Source organism: Vibrio sp. 1CM7H (assembly GCF_023161645.1).
Classification (GTDB): domain Bacteria; phylum Pseudomonadota; class Gammaproteobacteria; order Enterobacterales; family Vibrionaceae; genus Vibrio; species Vibrio diabolicus.
The window spans coordinates 1052928-1069066 of record NZ_JALNTV010000001.1 but is presented as its reverse complement, the minus strand read 5'-3'; the positions used below and the strand labels follow the sequence as shown (position 1 = coordinate 1069066).

The 16139-nt window shown below is 47.4% G+C and carries 15 protein-coding genes; 10 read left to right on the top strand and 5 right to left on the bottom strand.

All coding sequences use genetic code 11. From position 1 onward, the window contains the following. Positions 1-26: 26 nt before the first annotated feature. Both MSG33_RS04630 and MSG33_RS04625 read left to right on the top strand, forming a co-directional pair. Complete coding sequence (locus tag MSG33_RS04630) at positions 27-905, top strand: DMT family transporter (protein WP_046873653.1); 879 nt, start codon at positions 27-29, stop codon at positions 903-905. Between the two features lie 40 nt (positions 906-945). Beyond that, complete coding sequence (locus tag MSG33_RS04625; protein ID WP_248380032.1) at positions 946-1497, top strand: DUF2301 domain-containing membrane protein; 552 nt, start codon at positions 946-948, stop codon at positions 1495-1497. Positions 1498-1505: 8 nt separating this feature from the next. On the opposite strand, the gene MSG33_RS04620 is transcribed toward MSG33_RS04625, so the two are convergent. The 5 genes from MSG33_RS04620 to MSG33_RS04600 form a co-directional block, all read right to left on the bottom strand. Further along, on the bottom strand, positions 1506-2414 hold the full coding sequence (locus tag MSG33_RS04620) for a hydroxymethylglutaryl-CoA lyase (protein ID WP_104973798.1): 909 nt from the start codon (positions 2412-2414) through the stop codon (positions 1506-1508). Continuing rightward, on the bottom strand, positions 2414-3253 hold the full coding sequence (locus MSG33_RS04615; protein ID WP_005390997.1) for an enoyl-CoA hydratase-related protein: 840 nt from the start codon (positions 3251-3253) through the stop codon (positions 2414-2416). Before MSG33_RS04615 ends, MSG33_RS04620 begins: the two co-directional genes overlap by 1 nt. Positions 3254-3282: 29 nt before the next feature. Continuing rightward, the gene (locus MSG33_RS04610) at positions 3283-4887 is read right to left on the bottom strand and encodes a carboxyl transferase domain-containing protein (RefSeq protein WP_248380031.1); all 1605 of its coding nucleotides are present in this window, start codon (positions 4885-4887) and stop codon (positions 3283-3285) included. A gap of 25 nt (positions 4888-4912) precedes the next feature. After that, positions 4913-6082: an isovaleryl-CoA dehydrogenase gene (locus tag MSG33_RS04605; RefSeq protein ID WP_248380030.1), complete on the bottom strand. Its 1170-nt coding sequence runs from the start codon at positions 6080-6082 to the stop codon at positions 4913-4915. Between the two features lie 66 nt (positions 6083-6148). Then, positions 6149-6523: a MerR family DNA-binding transcriptional regulator gene (locus MSG33_RS04600; RefSeq protein ID WP_012842485.1), complete on the bottom strand. Its 375-nt coding sequence runs from the start codon at positions 6521-6523 to the stop codon at positions 6149-6151. 277 nt (positions 6524-6800) lie between these two features. Between MSG33_RS04600 and MSG33_RS04595 the strand changes: the two genes are divergently transcribed. The 8 genes from MSG33_RS04595 (at position 6801) to cyoA (ending at position 16134) form a co-directional block, all read left to right on the top strand. Further along, positions 6801-8012 carry a thiolase family protein gene (locus MSG33_RS04595; RefSeq protein WP_248380029.1) on the top strand — a complete coding sequence of 404 codons (1212 nt, stop codon included), beginning with the start codon at positions 6801-6803 and terminating at the stop codon, positions 8010-8012. Positions 8013-8035: 23 nt separating this feature from the next. Next, positions 8036-9529 carry a CoA-acylating methylmalonate-semialdehyde dehydrogenase gene (locus MSG33_RS04590; RefSeq protein WP_182035709.1) on the top strand — a complete coding sequence of 498 codons (1494 nt, stop codon included), beginning with the start codon at positions 8036-8038 and terminating at the stop codon, positions 9527-9529. 19 nt (positions 9530-9548) lie between these two features. Beyond that, positions 9549-10703: an acyl-CoA dehydrogenase family protein gene (locus MSG33_RS04585; protein ID WP_248380027.1), complete on the top strand. Its 1155-nt coding sequence runs from the start codon at positions 9549-9551 to the stop codon at positions 10701-10703. 38 nt (positions 10704-10741) lie between these two features. Next, positions 10742-11527, top strand: coding sequence for an enoyl-CoA hydratase (locus MSG33_RS04580; protein WP_248380025.1), 786 nt, complete (start codon positions 10742-10744; stop codon positions 11525-11527). Positions 11528-11535: 8 nt separating this feature from the next. Next, positions 11536-12675: an enoyl-CoA hydratase/isomerase family protein gene (locus tag MSG33_RS04575; protein WP_048625200.1), complete on the top strand. Its 1140-nt coding sequence runs from the start codon at positions 11536-11538 to the stop codon at positions 12673-12675. Between the two features lie 11 nt (positions 12676-12686). Then, a complete protein-coding gene (mmsB, locus tag MSG33_RS04570) occupies positions 12687-13592 on the top strand; it encodes a 3-hydroxyisobutyrate dehydrogenase (RefSeq protein WP_005390978.1) in 906 nt (301 codons plus the stop codon). Between the two features lie 110 nt (positions 13593-13702). Continuing rightward, positions 13703-14461 (top strand): SDR family oxidoreductase, encoded by a 759-nt coding sequence (locus MSG33_RS04565; RefSeq protein WP_248380023.1) that lies wholly within the window; start codon positions 13703-13705, stop codon positions 14459-14461. Between the two features lie 791 nt (positions 14462-15252). Next, positions 15253-16134: a ubiquinol oxidase subunit II gene (cyoA, locus tag MSG33_RS04560; protein WP_005388604.1), complete on the top strand. Its 882-nt coding sequence runs from the start codon at positions 15253-15255 to the stop codon at positions 16132-16134. The last annotated feature ends 5 nt before the right edge of the window (positions 16135-16139 follow it).

Sequence of the window (16139 nt, the reverse complement as noted above, 5' to 3'; positions counted from 1 at the left end):
CTGTGTTCCATATTTTGTGAGTACTTATGTTTAACTCAGAACGCAAAGCGACGGTTATTCTGGTTGCGACAACGATGATCGCGGCACTTGGTTGGATCTTTTCTAAGGAAACAATACAGGGTTTACCACCTTTCGGCTTTATCGGGGCGCGATTTACTATTGCATCGCTCTGTCTGCTGCCGTTGTGTTATAGACCTTTGCTGAAAGCGAATTTGAAAGATGTGCTTTCTGCTGGTGGTGTCGGGCTCCTGTTAGGCAGTGCCGTTATGACATGGATTTACGCCATCTCCATCAGCGACACGCTCGGAGAAGGCGCATTTATCATGAGTCTCTCCATGCTATTTGTGCCTATTGTTGCGTGGGTTATGTTTCGTCAACGACCACAACGAATTTTCTGGCTTTCTTTGCCTATCGCGGTATTAGGTCTCGCCTGTCTCTCTTTAGTTGGCGGCTGGAAGCAATCGGCCAGTCAATTTTGGTTTCTTGGGGCGGCACTGGTTCTGGCGCTTCACTTTAATGTGAACAGTAAATATTCTCAAAAATTGCCTGTGTTGCTGCTTACTTGCGTGCAGCTTTTTTCTGCTGGTTGTTTAGGTTTGTTGGTTTCTTTCTTTATGGAGTCTTTTCCGGCAGAGGTTGACTCCTCCATTTGGTGGTGGTTCGCGTTGAGCACTTTGCTAGCGACGAGCTTGCGTTACGTAATGCAAACCATGGGGCAAAAATTTGTTCAGGCAGGTAATGCTGCCTTGATCATGATATTAGAGCCAGTTTGGACCGTCATTCTAAGCGTGCTGTGGTATGGCGAAGTGCTAACGGCAAATAAGCTAGTTGGCTGTGTGCTTATCTTATTTTCTCTTATTATTTACCGTACTGGCGGGCGATTTCGTTTGTCTATCCCTAGGTAGCTTCAAGAGGTTTGGGTAGGGAACAATTTAGGAGTGAAGCATGGCCAATACTGAGCATCAGGAATCACTAGACTTTTTAGATATTTTAAGTGTCTGTTTATACCGTTTAGGAATTAGCGTATTTGCCTTTGGACTTATCGCGATGACGATATCGGGTTTGCACCTTATTGAAGGTTCGGCATTTTATGATCGAAATGTGTTGCTGCTCATCGCCATTGCAGGCGTATTAACTGCAGCAAATATCCATGTCTACAGTAAAACTGTGCGTACTGTCATCAGCTGGTCAACTTGGGTGGGACTGCTCTTCATGGTGAGCGATCCAGACTTATCCAGCGTGTGGCTTTCTCTTGGTTTTGTCTTTGTCACTTTTTCCGGTGTGGCGCTGAAAGAGTCCTTTTGTTTTAAAGTTCCAGGCTTGAAAGCGGTGCCAGTGCTACTTGCCATCGCAACCTTCGCGTTTTGTTTCGAAATACTGTCGGTAGCGACTATTGCGACAGGGTTGTCTGGCTTAATTATGGGCTTCCTGTCTATATCAAAGTGGCGGATGCCACTTCATTTTGATATTGGTATCAAAGCAAACTATGAGGTTTAATAAACGTCTTACGCTAGAGATGTCATACGGTTACGCAAAGCTAGCGATACTTTTGACGTGGGTTCTCGATTAAGCTCTTCGCTGATCATCCAGCCAGCTTTTGCTAACAGCTCCAGGTCGATCCCCGTTTCGATCCCTAATCCTTGGCATAAATACAGTACATCCTCCGTCGCGACATTCCCCGAGGCACCATGAGCGTATGGGCATCCACCCAGCCCAGCTACACTGCTGTCGATGGTATTGATGCCCATACTCAATGCTTGATGAATATTGGCGAGCGCTTGTCCCCATGTATCGTGGAAATGGACAGCAAGCAGGGGGAGAGGTGTAACCAACATGACGGCTTCTAGCATAGCTGCAATTCGATTTGGCGTGCCTGTGCCGATGGTATCGCCTAGGGATACTTCATAGCACCCTAAATCGATGAGCGATTTGGTCACGCTCGCCACCTGTTTAGGGGCTGTTGGACCGTCGTAAGGGCAATCTGCAACGCAGGATAGATAACCTCGAACAGGGATGCCGTGTTTGGTGGCTAATCGCATTACAGGCTCGAAGCGAGTTAAACTTTCTGCAATCGAGCAATTGATATTGTGTTGGCAGAATCCTTCTGATGATGAAGTGAAAATTGCGACCTGATTGGCACCAGCCTCCAAGGCTTGTTCGAAGCCTTTTAGGTTTGGTGTCAGGGCAGAATAAGTAACATGATTTCGCCTTGTTATTGCTTTCATGACCTCTGTTGAGTCCGCCATTTGTGGCACCCATTTGGGCGAAACAAAAGAGCCCGCCTCAATATGCGTTAGCCCAGTATCAGAGAGTAAGTTGATCAACCGGATTTTAGTCTGGGTCGCAACAGGAGACTCATTTTGCAACCCATCTCGTGGACCTACTTCGACAATATTTACTTTGGAAGGCAGCATTACTTGTCCTGTGATTTGGTTACCCAACTTGGGCTTCGTTTTTCAAGAAACGCTTGCAAGCCATCTTGGCCTTGTGGCGATACCCTAATGTCCGCAATGAGCTTGCTAGTATAGTGAATCAGTTGTTGATCGATGGGGTTTTGATGACATTGGTGACAGAGCGTTTTCGCTTTACGCATCGCATCTGGGCTATTAAGTAGTAACGTCTTGATCACGCTATCGACCGCACTTTCAAGTTGTTTGGCTTCTTTCACTTCATGCACAATACCAAACCGTTCGGCATCCTCGGCTGAAATGACTTCACCACTTAAGATATAGCGTCTAGCTTGTCGATTCCCCATCGCGCGCATGACGTAAGGCGCAATGGTTGCCGGAACTAAACCCAGCTTAACTTCACTTAAGCAAAAGTTAGCACATTGGCTCGCGATGGCGATATCACTGCAACAAATCAATCCCAGCGCGCCGCCGTAAGCGGAGCCTTGTACAACCGCGATGGTGGGTTGAGGGAACGAATCTAGTGTTTCCATGAGTCTTGCCAAGTTTTGGGCATCAACGAAATTATCTTGCCTCGTGCTGTCGGCCATCGACTGCATCCAATTCAGGTCGGCCCCGGATGAAAAGTGCTTGCCGTTACTTTTTAATACCAAGCATCGCACATCCGTTCGTAAAGCGAGATAATCTAGGCGGTGGATCAGCAAGTCGATCGTACAAGCGTCAAAAGCATTGTGTTTGGCTGTTCTGTTTAGAGTGATGGTCGCTACGCCATTGTCATCGACATGCCAAAGAACATCATCTTGTCTTTGGGCGTTGGGAATAATGCTTGGTTGCATTTCCTGCATACTTACTTCCTTAATTTATCTCTGGATATTTACATTCTGAAGACGCCAAACTCGCTATCAGGAATGGGGGCATTTAATGCTGCCGTTAGCGCTTGACTCAACACCTGACGCGTTTGTTTGGGGTCAATAATTCCGTCATCCCATAGCCGAGCGCTCGCAAAATAGGGATGTCCTTGTGTTTCATACAAGTCTATGATTGATTCTCTAAAAGTGTGTTCTTCTTGCTCTGACCACGCTTCTCCCTGGCGTTCCTTCGCGTCTTTTCGAACTTGTGTTAAGACGCCTGCCGCTTGTTCTCCGCCCATCACAGAAATACGAGCGTTCGGCCACATCCACATCATGGTTGGATCATAAGCTCGGCCGCACATGCCATAATTGCCAGCGCCGTACGACCCACCGATGATTACGGTAAACTTTGGTACGTCAGCACAAGCGACGGCCATCACCAGCTTGGCGCCATGTTTTGCGATGCCTTCTTCTTCCACCTTTTTCCCAACCATAAATCCGGTAATGTTTTGGAGAAAGAGAAGCGGTGTTTTCCGTTTGGCGCAAAGTTCAATAAAGTGCGCGCCTTTTTGTGCCGATTCAGAAAACAAGATGCCGTTGTTTGCCACAATGCCGATCAAGTGTCCGTGAACGCGAGCAAAGCCACATACTAACGTTCTGCCGTACAAGGCTTTGAATTCGTCAAAATCAGAATCATCGACGATGCGGGTAATGATTTCTCGAACGTCGAATGATAGTCGTAAGTTGGCATTCACGATTCCGTAGATTTCTTCAGCATCGTAGCGGGGAGGTAGCACGGTGTTTTCCGGCTTAATCGGTTTCGCTCTATTGGCATTGGCAATGGCTTCTCGGGCAAGCATTAGGGCATGCTCATCATTTTCAGCGTAATAATCAGCAACACCAGATTTACGACAATGCACGTCTGCCCCGCCGAGCTCTTCACCCGTCACGACTTCGCCAGTGGCCGCTTTAACTAGAGGCGGTCCCGCCAAAAATATGGTGCCTTGCTCTTTGACCATAATGGACACATCCGCCATGGCAGGAACATATGCGCCCCCAGCAGTGCAAAGCCCCATCACAACAGCAACCTGAGGGATGCCTTTTGCTGACATCCTCGCTTGGTTAAAGAAAATGCGACCAAAGTGTTCTTTGTCGGGGAAGACGTCGGACTGATGAGGGAGATTTGCGCCACCGGAGTCCACCAAGTATACGCAGGGGAGTTGGCAACGTTGGGCTATCTCTTGCGCTCTAAGGTGTTTTTTTACCGTGAGTGGGTAGTAGGTTCCGCCTTTTACCGAAGCATCGTTGGCGATGACCATACATTGAATCCCCGCTATGAAACCAATGCCGGCGATAACGCCAGCGCAGGGGATGGATTCGTCATACACTTGCCAGGCGGCAAACTGGCTAATTTCAAGAAAATCAGTGTTGTCATCAAGCAAGCGCGCGATGCGTTCTCGTGCGGGGAGTTTTCCTTTTTGCCTCTGGTGCTGAATGGCTTTTTCACCGCCTCCTTGTTTGATGGTCTCGATATGTTGATTCAGTTGAGTGACCAACGTTTCCATCGCAGCTTTATTGGAAAGAAATAACTCGTCAGTTGGCTTAGTTTTACTTTTGATAATGGCCATAATGACTTCCTTGTCGTATGTTCCCTTAGCGAGATTCTTCGAACAGTTCTCGGCCTATTAACATGCGGCGAATCTCTGAGGTACCCGCGCCGATTTCATAAAGCTTTGCATCACGTAGCAAACGACCAGCAGGGTATTCATTGATGTAGCCATTCCCACCGAGCAACTGTATTGCATCGAGTGCCATTTGTGTGGCGAGTTCTGCACTGTACAGAATCGCTCCTGCGGCATCTTTGCGTGTTGCGTTACCTCGATCACAAGCCGCTGCGACGGTATATACATACGCTTTTGCTGCACTCATTCGAGAGTACATATCGGCGATCTTGCCCTGAACTAACTGAAACTCGCCAATGGACTTTCCAAACTGCTCTCGTTCATGTACGTACGGGACCACAATGTCCATGCAAGCTTGCATTATCCCGAGTGGTCCGGCAGCGAGGACGACGCGCTCGTAATCCAGCCCACTCATTAACACCTCGACGCCTTGATTCAGCTCGCCAAGAATATTCTCTTTCGGCACTACGCAATTGTTAAACACAAGTTCGCAAGTGTTCGAGCCTCTCATGCCTAGTTTGTCCAGCTTTTGAGCATGGCTGAAACCTTCGACGTTGCGTTCAACAATGAATGCGGTAATACCTCGCGAACCTGCGCTGACATCCGTTTTAGCGTAAAGCACCACTATGTCAGCGTCGGGACCGTTGGTGATCCACATTTTGTTGCCATTCAGTACAAAATGGTCACCCTTGTTCTCCGCTTTCAGTTGCATGCTTATCACGTCTGAACCTGCATTGGGCTCACTCATAGCTAGGGCGCCAACGTGCGTACCATCGATGAGTTTGGGAAGGTATTTCTTGCGTTGAGAAGGAGTGCCATTGCGAAAGATCTGATTGACGCACAGATTAGAATGAGCGCCGTAGCTTAAAGCGACGGAGGCAGAGGCACGGCTGATTTCTTCCATCGCCACAACGTGAGCGAGGTATCCCATGCCTGCACCACCAAATTCTTCATCGACGGTGACACCAAGCAACCCCATATCTCCAAACAAAGGCCACAAATGCTTCGGAAACTGGTTATCGCGGTCTATATCTGCGGCGATGGGAGCAATATGTTCCGTAGCAAAGGCATTAACGTGGTCTCGGAGCATATCGATGGTATCACCAAGTCCGAAATTGAGTGGGGCGTAGGTGCTTTTCATAACGTCTCCCGATATCAGAGGTAAGGTGGAAAAGCCGATTGCAGTGTCGCTATTTGAGTATAGCGGTTATGTCTCTTTGCTTTTGAGTGTTTGAATACAGCGTTCTTTAGCGGCATTCAACTCTGCCATTACGACGCTGATGTCATTGAGTTGCTGTTGTAGGACGGCTTGTTTCTCTTCAATGATATTGAGCATTTTCAATAACTGTCCTTCGGTTTGTTGCATGTCATAGAGCTCGAAAAGTTCACGAATTTCTGCCAGTGAAAAACCGAGCCGTTTCCCTCTTAAAATCAGTTTGAGACGAATTTTATCTCTGCGTTGATAAACGCGCATGTTGCCTTTTCGCTCTGGTTCAATCAGACCTACGTCCTCATAAAACCGGATACTGCGAGTGGTAATATCAAACTCCTTGGCGAGGTCACTGATCTTGTATTTTTCCATAACATACTTACCTCGAATAAAAATCCAGTTTCTGGAAATCGAACCTTCAACGGAAAGGCCGAACGCAAATTTTGAAAGATAAACGCCTACTTGGTGTGTTTTTTCATCTCATTGTAAAGGCTAGTGCTATGCTTACGTAAACGTCAAGAAATCGCAGTATGAAAGTTTGTCAGTGAGAAAGGGCGACAAAGACTGGCGTAGCACTTGGTAAGCAATGTCATGCAAGGGCGTTATCAGTCAGTCTAGTGTTCACATATACCTCAAGGGAATGCGAATCATGGAAAAAGACATCTGGATTGTCAGCGCGAAGAGAACGCCGATCGGGCGCTTTCAAGGAAAGTTGCAAACTTACTCCGCTCCCCAATTAGGCGCACTGGCGATCAAGGCGGCAATGCACGAAGTGAATGTGACATCTGTAGATGAAGTCTTCATGGGATGTGTGCTCCCTGCGGGTTGTGGGCAAGCCCCGGCGAGACAAGCGGCAATTGGTGCGGATTTACCCATGAGTGTAGGGTGCACGACTATCAATAAAGTGTGTGGTTCCGGCATGAAGAGCGTCATGTTGGCGCACGATCTTATCAAAGCTGGAACGATTCGAACGGCCATTGCTGGTGGTATGGAGAGTATGACCAATGCGCCGTATTTATTGAAAGAGGCGAGAAAGGGAATGCGCATGGGCCACCAGTCGACGTATGACCACATGTTTCTCGATGGATTGCAAGATGCGTACGAAGGGCACTTAATGGGTGTTTATGCTCAGCACGTCGCAGACAGGCTTAAGTTCACCAGAGAGCACATGGACGAATGGGCAGTGATGTCGGCAAAACGTGCGTTGGAAGCTCAAGAACGAGGCTTATTTGCCGACGAGCTGTCACCGATTGAATTCAACACCAAGTCTGAACAAGGAACGCTGGATTACGATGAGCACCCGCGCTCGGTTGATCTGGATAAAATCCCTCAACTCAAACCTGCATTCGATAAAAAAGGCACGGTGACCGCTGCTAATTCGAGTGCGATTTCCGATGGCGCTGCAGCGCTTGTTCTAATGGATGAAGAGACTGCGATCCACCAAGGTCTTGAGCCACTCGCCGTTATCAAGTCTCACGCCACACACGCCAGAAAACCTGCTGAATATACTTTGGCTCCCGTTTATGCGATTGAACAGTTGTTGTCCCAGTTGGATTGGTCAATTGACGAAGTGGATCTGTGGGAGATAAATGAAGCCTTTGCTGTCGTGACACAAATCGCGGTAGCAGAACTTGGGCTTGATATGAGCAAAGTCAATATTAAAGGCGGAGCGTGTGCACTCGGGCATCCGATAGGCGCAAGTGGCGCACGAATTCTGGTGACATTGATTCATAGTTTGCGTCAGCTACAAGCTTTAGGTACCGACGGTGATCTAGACGCCAAAAAAGTGATGCGAGGCGTTGCGACACTTTGTATCGGTGGCGGAGAGGCAACGGCGATAGGCATTGAAATACCGCTTTAATTGAAATCAGAAAGGAGTAAATGATGACTCGTTTGGTTCCCTTGTTTATTGGTGGAGAGTTTCGTGAATCTCAAACTTCGGATTGGGTTGAGGTGACCAATCCTGCCACTAATGATGTCATTGCGTACGTTCCCTGCTCAACGGATCACGAGATGGAAGCCGCCATTGATAATGCGAAAGAGACATTCCAATCCTGGAAGGAAGTGGCAGTATCCGAGCGTGCCAGAGTCATGCTTCGTTATCAGCACCTTCTCAAAGAACATCATGATGAGCTTGCCACTCTGCTTTCTCATGAAACGGGTAAGATTTTAGCGGATGCTAAAGGCGATGTGTGGCGAGGTATAGAGGTTGTTGAGCAGGCTGCAAACATTGCCAGCAATATGATGGGCGAAACCGTCGAAAATGTTGCCACGGATATTGATAGTTACTCAATGATTCAGCCCCTAGGTGTGTGTTGCGGCATTACGCCGTTTAACTTTCCTGCCATGATTCCGTTGTGGATGTTCCCAATCGCTATCGCGGCGGGCAATACGTTTGTGCTTAAACCCTCCGAACAAGTGCCGTTGACCTCTATTCGTTTAGCCGAACTATTTGAGCAAGCTGGCGCGCCGAAAGGAGTGTTGCAAATCGTTCACGGTTGCAAAGACCAAGTCGATTTTCTGCTGGCTCATCCTGACATTCGAGCGGTGTCATTTGTTGGCTCGGTTCCTGTTGCCCGTTATATCTACACCACGGGTACGAAACACTTTAAACGCGTTCAAGCTTTTGCTGGTGCTAAAAATCACATGGTGATCATGCCTGATGCGAACAAAGAACAAGTGGTGAATAATCTAGTGGGGTCCTCCGTTGGGGCGGCGGGGCAACGCTGTATGGCGATTTCTGTTGCGGTATTTGTCGGCGATTCAAAACAATGGATTAAAGACATCAAACAGGCAATGGCGAAAGTACACCCAGGGCCTTGGGACGATGAGCAAGCTGCTTATGGCCCACTGATCAGTGAGCAGGCTAAACAACGCGTATTGGACCTAATTGAAGATGGCAAGCAACAAGGCGCAGTGTGTGAACTGGATGGCAGTCAGTGTGAAGTGGAAGGCTTTCCCGATGGAAACTGGATTGGCCCAACCTTGTTTAGCGGTGTAACAACGAATATGTCGATTTACACGCAAGAGATATTTGGCCCTGTTTTAGTTTGCATGGAAGTGGATACGTTACAAGAAGCCATTGAGTTAGTGAATCGCAACCCATACGGGAACGGCACTTCCATTTTTACGGCTAATGGCGCTGCTGCAAGAAAATATCAGCATGACATTCAAGTTGGTCAGGTCGGGATCAATGTGCCTATTCCGGTACCTTTGCCATTTTTCTCTTTTACAGGCTGGAGAGGCAGTTTCTATGGCGATTTGCATGCGTATGGTAAACAAGCGGTACGTTTTTATACCGAGACTAAAACGGTGACGGCACGTTGGTTTGATGACGATATTCCAACGGGGCCTAATCTGACCATCCAACTGCGCTGAGTGAATAGAAGGAGCTTTTATGGACTTTGAACTTAATGAAGATCAACGTGCATTTGCCGATACCGCTCAGCAATTTGCCGATGAGCGTTTAGCGCCGATGGCGGCGGAGTGGGATGAAAAACAGATCTTCCCCAAAGACGTATTGAGAGAGGCGGGAGAACTGGGGTTTCTCAGCCTCTACACTCCAGAAGCGCAAGGTGGCCTAGGGCTGAGTCGCTTAGATGCGTCAATTATCTTTGAACAACTGGCCATGGGATGTACGTCCACTACGGCGTTTATGACGATTCACAACATGGTCAGTTGGATGATAGCCAGTTTTGCTACCGATGAAGCCAAAACGCAGTTCTGTCCGAAATTAGTTACGGGGGAGTGGTTAGGTTCCTATTGCTTAACTGAGCCCAACGCAGGATCAGACGCCGCTGCACTGACCACTTCCGCTACAAAAAAGGGAGATAAGTATGTCCTCAACGGTGGCAAAACCTTTATATCTGGCGCAGGAGAGACAGATGTTTTGGTCGTGATGGCGAGAACCGGAGAAGCGGGTGCCAAAGGCGTGTCTGCATTTGTTGTTCCTGCTCAAGCAGATGGCATCAGCTATGGGCGCAAAGAACCCAAAATGGGTTGGAACAGTCAACCAACACGAGCGGTTACTTTTGAGAATGTCGTTATTCCAGCTAGCCATTTACTGGGCGAAGAAGGGCAAGGTTTTGTCTTTGCGATGAAAGGGCTTGATGGAGGGCGTATAAATATTGCGACCTGCTCCGTCGGTACGGCTCAACAGGCCCTTAATCAGGCGGCACGGTACATTCAGGAGCGTAAGCAGTTCGGCAAGCCGCTTGCGCAGTTTCAAGCCTTACAATTCAAATTGGCAGACATGGCGACAGAGCTAGTGGCTGCGCGGCAGTTGGTGCGCTATGCCGCCAGTAAGCTCGACCGAAATGACCCAGATGCCACTGCTTATTGCGCGATGGCAAAACGGTTCGCAACCGATGTGGGCTTTCATGTTTGCGACCAAGCGCTGCAGCTTTATGGCGGCTATGGTTATATCAAAGAGTATCCAATGGAACGTCATTTCAGAGATGTGCGTGTGCATCAAATTCTGGAGGGAACGAACGAAATTATGCGTTTAATCATCGCGCGCCGTTTGCTCTCTGAGGAGTCGACCTTGCTGTAGCGAAGTATTGGATTTGTTCATTGAGGAAGGATTCATATATGCCATTAACCCAAGAAGCCATTCAACATACGATCGCTAATCACGTTGCGGTGGTGACGATGAACAACCCGCCAGCCAATACGTGGACAGCAGAGAGCCTCAAGGCACTGAAGTCGCTGATACTCACACTTAACGATGATAAGCAGGTCTACGCACTGGTTTTAACCGGCAGTGGAGAAAAGTTTTTCTCTGCTGGTGCGGATCTCAAGCTATTTTCTGATGGTGACAAAGCGGTTGCGTTAGACATTGCGCGATGCTTTGGTGAAGCGTTTGAAACACTCTCGGAATTCCGTGGTGTTTCCATTGCCGCCATTAATGGTTACGCCATGGGCGGAGGTTTAGAAGTGGCATTAGCTTGTGATATTCGAGTAATTGAAGAGCAAGCGGTACTTGCTTTACCTGAAGCCAAAGTCGGACTTTTGCCCTGCGCTGGCGGTACCCAAAACCTCACAGCGTTAGTAGGAGAAGGCTGGGCAAAGCGCATCATTTTATGTGGAGAACAAGTTAGCGCTGACAAAGCAAAAGAACTAGGCTTGGCTGAGGAGTTGGTTCCCAAAGGCGAAGCGTTAAGTAAAGCGTGGGAGCTTGCTGAATCTGTTGCGAACCAGTCACCATCTTCTGTCGCCGCATGTAAGGCGCTCATTCAAAATATGCGCTCTGCGCCACTTAAGCACGGCTTAATGAAAGAGCGAGAGTTGTTTCTGAATCTTTTTGATACGGAAGATCAAGTTGAGGGTGTTCGCGCCTTTTTAGAAAAACGCCCACCGCAATGGAAAAACCGATAGGAGGCCACATGGCAGGGATGGTAACCATCAGTGAAATAGAGTGCTTAGATGGCGTGCACCGCATTGGTATCGCAACGTTAGACAACACCGCTTCATTGAATGCATTGACGTATGACATGTTGGTCCAACTCAACGATCAGCTTATCAAGTGGCAAGACGATCCGCATGTGACTTGTGTGGTACTCACTGGCGCTGGAGAAAAAGCATTCTGTGCTGGTGGCGATGTTCGAGCTATGTATCACGTCATGCATAACGAGAGTAAAGAAAAAATCGTAGAGTTCTGTACGGACTATTTCTCGTTGGAGTATGAGTGTGACTATCTCATTCACACTTACAACAAGCCTATTATCGGTTGGGGAGAGGGTATTGTCATGGGTGGTGGGATGGGGCTTTTTATGGGAACCAGCCACAAAGTTGTGACAACAACATCACGCCTTGCTATGCCAGAAATTAATATTGGACTGTATCCCGATGTGGGAGGTACATGGTTTTTAAGCCAGATAGATCCGCAAGTGGGTTTATTCCTCGGATTGACAGGTTCAATGGTGAATTCAAGTGACGCTGTCACTATTGGTTTGGCCGATTGGTTACTGTTGGAAGAGCAGTATCCCACCTTACTGGATGAGCTAAAGCGGCTCCAGTGGGGCAAAGAAGATGCGAAAGAGTTGGTAACTGCGCTACTACAATTAATGGAAGAACAGGTTATTGATAGCAAACCAACCACGCAAATTTGTCCATACTTAGATCAGATAGAGGAAGCGTGCAAAGGCTTTGATCTTAATGCAATAGCACAGCGAATCATGGCTATCGAAGGGAACAGTCAGTGGATAGAAAACGCGAAACAAACGTTCGCCGCGGGCAGTCCGATCACCGCACATATTTGTTTCAGACAAGTGAAAGAATACCACAGCTTACCACTTGCAGATTGCTTCCGCTTGGAGCTGAGTTTATCGGTTCGCAGCGCCTTATTAGGTGAGTTTAAAGAGGGCGTCCGTTCTCGGCTTATTGACCGGGATGGCGAACCTAACTGGATGTTTAACAGTGTCAGTGAAGTCGATGAAGATGTCATCGATACCTTGTTTACCTCACTTTGGCCGGATGACGAACATCCGCTTGCTGATTTGGGTGAACAAACACTAGGTCAATAAGGAGAATGATCATGAGTACCATCGCATTTATCGGTTTAGGAAGAATGGGGCATCCGATGGCGCAAAACTTATTAGCGTCTGGATTTAACGTGCAAGTATTTGATGTCGATAGCGAAGCGGCAAAGCAACTTGCACCTTTTGGTGCGGTGGTGGCGAGCTCTATTGAGGAAGTCGTGGATGGTGCAAGCACAGTCATCACGATGCTACCAGCAGGTTCTCACGTTCGTTCCGTGTATCTTGGTGACTTACACGGCGGTGTAGGTGTCCTCAATCTTGTCTCGCCAAGTACCTTGATGATTGATTGTTCAACCATTGATCCGGACTCTGCGCGATTAGTCGCCAATGAAGCGGCAAATAAACGCGTGCTGTTTGTCGACGCGCCCGTTTCGGGTGGTGTTGCCGGCGCTAAAGCGGCGACATTAACCTTTATTGTTGGTGGCTCGGATGAAGCATTTTCTAAAGCCAATGCCATTTTGCAGTACATGGGAAAAAATGTTTTCCATGCCGGTAAAGCGGGCGATGGTCAAATGGCGAAAATCTGTAACAACCTTATGCTCGGCATTTTAATGTCTGGTACGTGCGAGGCGCTAAATCTAGGTATCGATCATGGGCTCGACCCCAAAGTGTTATCAAACATCATGCTGCAAAGCTCTGGCCGAAATTGGGCATTGGAGCTTTACAATCCTTGCCCTGGCGTGATGGACAGTGCACCAGCCAGCAACGATTACCAACCGGGCTTTATGAGCAAACTCATGTTGAAAGATCTCGGTTTGGGGTTAGATGCGGCGTTACAAACACACTCTTCGGTTCCGATGGGCTCACTGGCGCGTAATTTATATTCTTTCCACAACGCGAGCGGCCACGGCGAGCTCGACTTCTCAAGCTTGTTTGAGTTTTACAAGAGTAAGAAGGGCTAGACTGAGTTTTGCTACAAAGCCGTCTGAAATGGTGAAGTAAAACTCATCATTTCGGACCACCGAAACAGGCTTGAAATAGGGAACATTATTAGCGACGGAGTGCAGTAACTATGGATATTAAAAATAGTGTCATTGCCATTACAGGTGCAGGGCAGGGACTTGGGCAAATGATGGCAATTACGCTTGCTCAAGCCGGTGCAGATTTAGCGTTATTAGATGTAAACGCTAGCGGCTTAATGGAAACACAAGAGCAGTGCCGGATGCTGAGTGCGAAAGCTTTGACTTATCAAGTGGATGTAACGAGCGAAATCGACGTTGAAACCACGTTTGACGCGGTTATCCAAGATTTTGGCCAACTCAACGGGCTAGTCAATAACGCTGGCGTGCTAAGAGATGGGTTACTTGTAAAATCAAAAGACGGCGTGATCAGTAAGATGTCTTTGGATCAATTCAATTTGGTCATGAACGTCAAAGTTACGGGGACATTTTTGTGTGGGCGTGAAGCTGCCGTCAAGATGATTGAGAGCGGTTCACAAGGCGTTATCATCAATATTTCTAGTGTCGCGAGAGCAGGGAATATCGGTCAAACCAATTATTCTGCATCTAAAGCGGCGGTCGCAACCATGGCGACAACGTGGGCCCGTGAGTTAGCAAGATACGGTATCCGCGTGGCGGCGATTGCACCAGGTGTGGTACATACCGCGATGGCAGAGCAAATGAAACCAGAAGCCATAGAACGGCTAGAAAAGATGATCCCAATTGGAAGGATGGGTGAAACAAGTGAAATCGCACATGCAGTAAAATACATTCTTGAGAGTGATTACTTTACTGGCAGAGTTTTAGAAGTGGATGGAGGCATTCGTATGTAAAGCCCTAGGGTTAGGCCCCACAGACCGGAATGACAAGCTTCTTTCCCTTTCAACATTTCCTATTTTTCCGAGAGCCAGTTCTGGGCAACGTAAGTGTGTTTATTACTCATGTTTGGATTCGCCCTGCGAATGGTTTGCCAAAAGTAAATAATGAGAGGTAAATACCACTCAAATACTAAGTGAAATCATTAATTTGACATTGATCACAATTTGCCACTTTTAATTTCCCCTTCGTAATCAAGCTATCTATGTAAATGCAGTTGATAGTCAGTCTCATCAAAATGAATTTGCAACTGTCTGTTTCAAAAGACATTAACTTTGAAGCACGTGAAGTTCGTGTTGAGGTTAATGTCCTATTGAAAGAGTGTGAGTTTCATTAATGGAAGGTTAGTTTCCAGTTGTGGCTAATGAGCTTTAACTTTTTACTCCTCATAATGCGCCAAATGTAACATTGTGTTTCAAAGTGTAACAATAAGCTCACACTAATAGTATGGTTTTGATCTCCACTCAATTCCGTTTTGTTTCGCTCTGATCCCGACGTTACTCATGCTCAACACATAAACATTCTAATGACTATAACAACTGGTTCTTAGCTTGATACCAATCGTAGCAAGTAATTGTTCATTCTAGCTGGTTAAGATGTTTGATAACGGCGCTGAAAAATTTGTAAGTAGAATAACTACTTATCAAAATTTTTGCCTTTTTATCAAACATTCCTCTGCGCTGTTTCTGAGCTCTTATTTACTGTGATTGGCATTTGTTTTGAAACCAGACAACCATCGAGAAAGTTAATGGAAGCCTCAAGATATAAACGCATCTTGTCGAGGGGAAGTTTGGCGTCCGTCATACTTATGCTCTCAGGATGTAATTCAGCTTTACTTGACCCCAAAGGTGCCATTGGTGTGCAAGAAAAAGAGCTAATTATTACTGCTCTTTTGCTGATGTTGATCGTTGTAATCCCTGTGATTCTAATGACGATTTACTTCGCTTACCGATACCGCGCCTCTAACACTGAAGAAGAGTACGCTCCCGAGTGGTCACACTCGACCAAAATCGAAGTGGTGGTATGGACAATTCCAATCATCATCATTGCGATCCTTGCGACGATCACATGGCGTTCGACTCATGAACTAGAGCCCTCCAAACCATTGGAAAGTGATGTTAAACCAATGACCATCGAAGTGGTGTCACTCGATTGGAAATGGTTGTTCATCTATCCAGAGGAAAACATTGCGACGGTGAACTATGTGGCGTTCCCGAAAGACGTGCCAGTGCAGTTCAAACTGACTTCGGACAACATCATGAACGCGTTTTTCATCCCTCGTTTAGGTACACAGATCTACGCGATGCCAGGAATGGTAACCAAGCTCAACCTGATAGCGAACCACGAAGGTGACTACAAGGGTTTTGCATCGAACTACAGCGGCGAAGGCTTTTCGCAAATGAAGTTCACAGCTTCAGCAATGTCTGATCGTGCTGCGTTCCTAAATTGGGTGCAGAAAGTGAAGGCGAGCCCTGATCGTATTGAAGATTGGGAGCAATACAGCTCACTGGCAGCGCCAAGTATCGCAGAGCCAGTCACTTTGTTCTCTAGCGTTCCTCCGTTCTTGTTCACCGACGTTGTGACTCAGCATCCTGGTTCAATGAACTGTTTGCCTGAAAACCAAGGATAATCGTA

Bases quoted from the DNA above. Each gene is read 5' to 3' on its own strand.
- MSG33_RS04630 (WP_046873653.1), top strand. From the start codon at position 27: ATGTTTAACTCAGAACGCAAAGCGACGGTTATTCTGGTTGCGACAACG.
- MSG33_RS04625 (WP_248380032.1), top strand. From the start codon at position 946: ATGGCCAATACTGAGCATCAGGAATCACTAGACTTTTTAGATATTTTA.
- MSG33_RS04620 (WP_104973798.1), bottom strand. From the start codon at position 2,414: ATGCTGCCTTCCAAAGTAAATATTGTCGAAGTAGGTCCACGAGATGGG.
- MSG33_RS04615 (WP_005390997.1), bottom strand. From the start codon at position 3,253: ATGCAGGAAATGCAACCAAGCATTATTCCCAACGCCCAAAGACAAGAT.
- MSG33_RS04610 (WP_248380031.1), bottom strand. From the start codon at position 4,887: ATGGCCATTATCAAAAGTAAAACTAAGCCAACTGACGAGTTATTTCTT.
- MSG33_RS04605 (WP_248380030.1), bottom strand. From the start codon at position 6,082: ATGAAAAGCACCTACGCCCCACTCAATTTCGGACTTGGTGATACCATC.
- MSG33_RS04600 (WP_012842485.1), bottom strand. From the start codon at position 6,523: ATGGAAAAATACAAGATCAGTGACCTCGCCAAGGAGTTTGATATTACC.
- MSG33_RS04595 (WP_248380029.1), top strand. From the start codon at position 6,801: ATGGAAAAAGACATCTGGATTGTCAGCGCGAAGAGAACGCCGATCGGG.
- MSG33_RS04590 (WP_182035709.1), top strand. From the start codon at position 8,036: ATGACTCGTTTGGTTCCCTTGTTTATTGGTGGAGAGTTTCGTGAATCT.
- MSG33_RS04585 (WP_248380027.1), top strand. From the start codon at position 9,549: ATGGACTTTGAACTTAATGAAGATCAACGTGCATTTGCCGATACCGCT.
- MSG33_RS04580 (WP_248380025.1), top strand. From the start codon at position 10,742: ATGCCATTAACCCAAGAAGCCATTCAACATACGATCGCTAATCACGTT.
- MSG33_RS04575 (WP_048625200.1), top strand. From the start codon at position 11,536: ATGGCAGGGATGGTAACCATCAGTGAAATAGAGTGCTTAGATGGCGTG.
- mmsB (WP_005390978.1), top strand. From the start codon at position 12,687: ATGAGTACCATCGCATTTATCGGTTTAGGAAGAATGGGGCATCCGATG.
- MSG33_RS04565 (WP_248380023.1), top strand. From the start codon at position 13,703: ATGGATATTAAAAATAGTGTCATTGCCATTACAGGTGCAGGGCAGGGA.
- cyoA (WP_005388604.1), top strand. From the start codon at position 15,253: ATGGAAGCCTCAAGATATAAACGCATCTTGTCGAGGGGAAGTTTGGCG.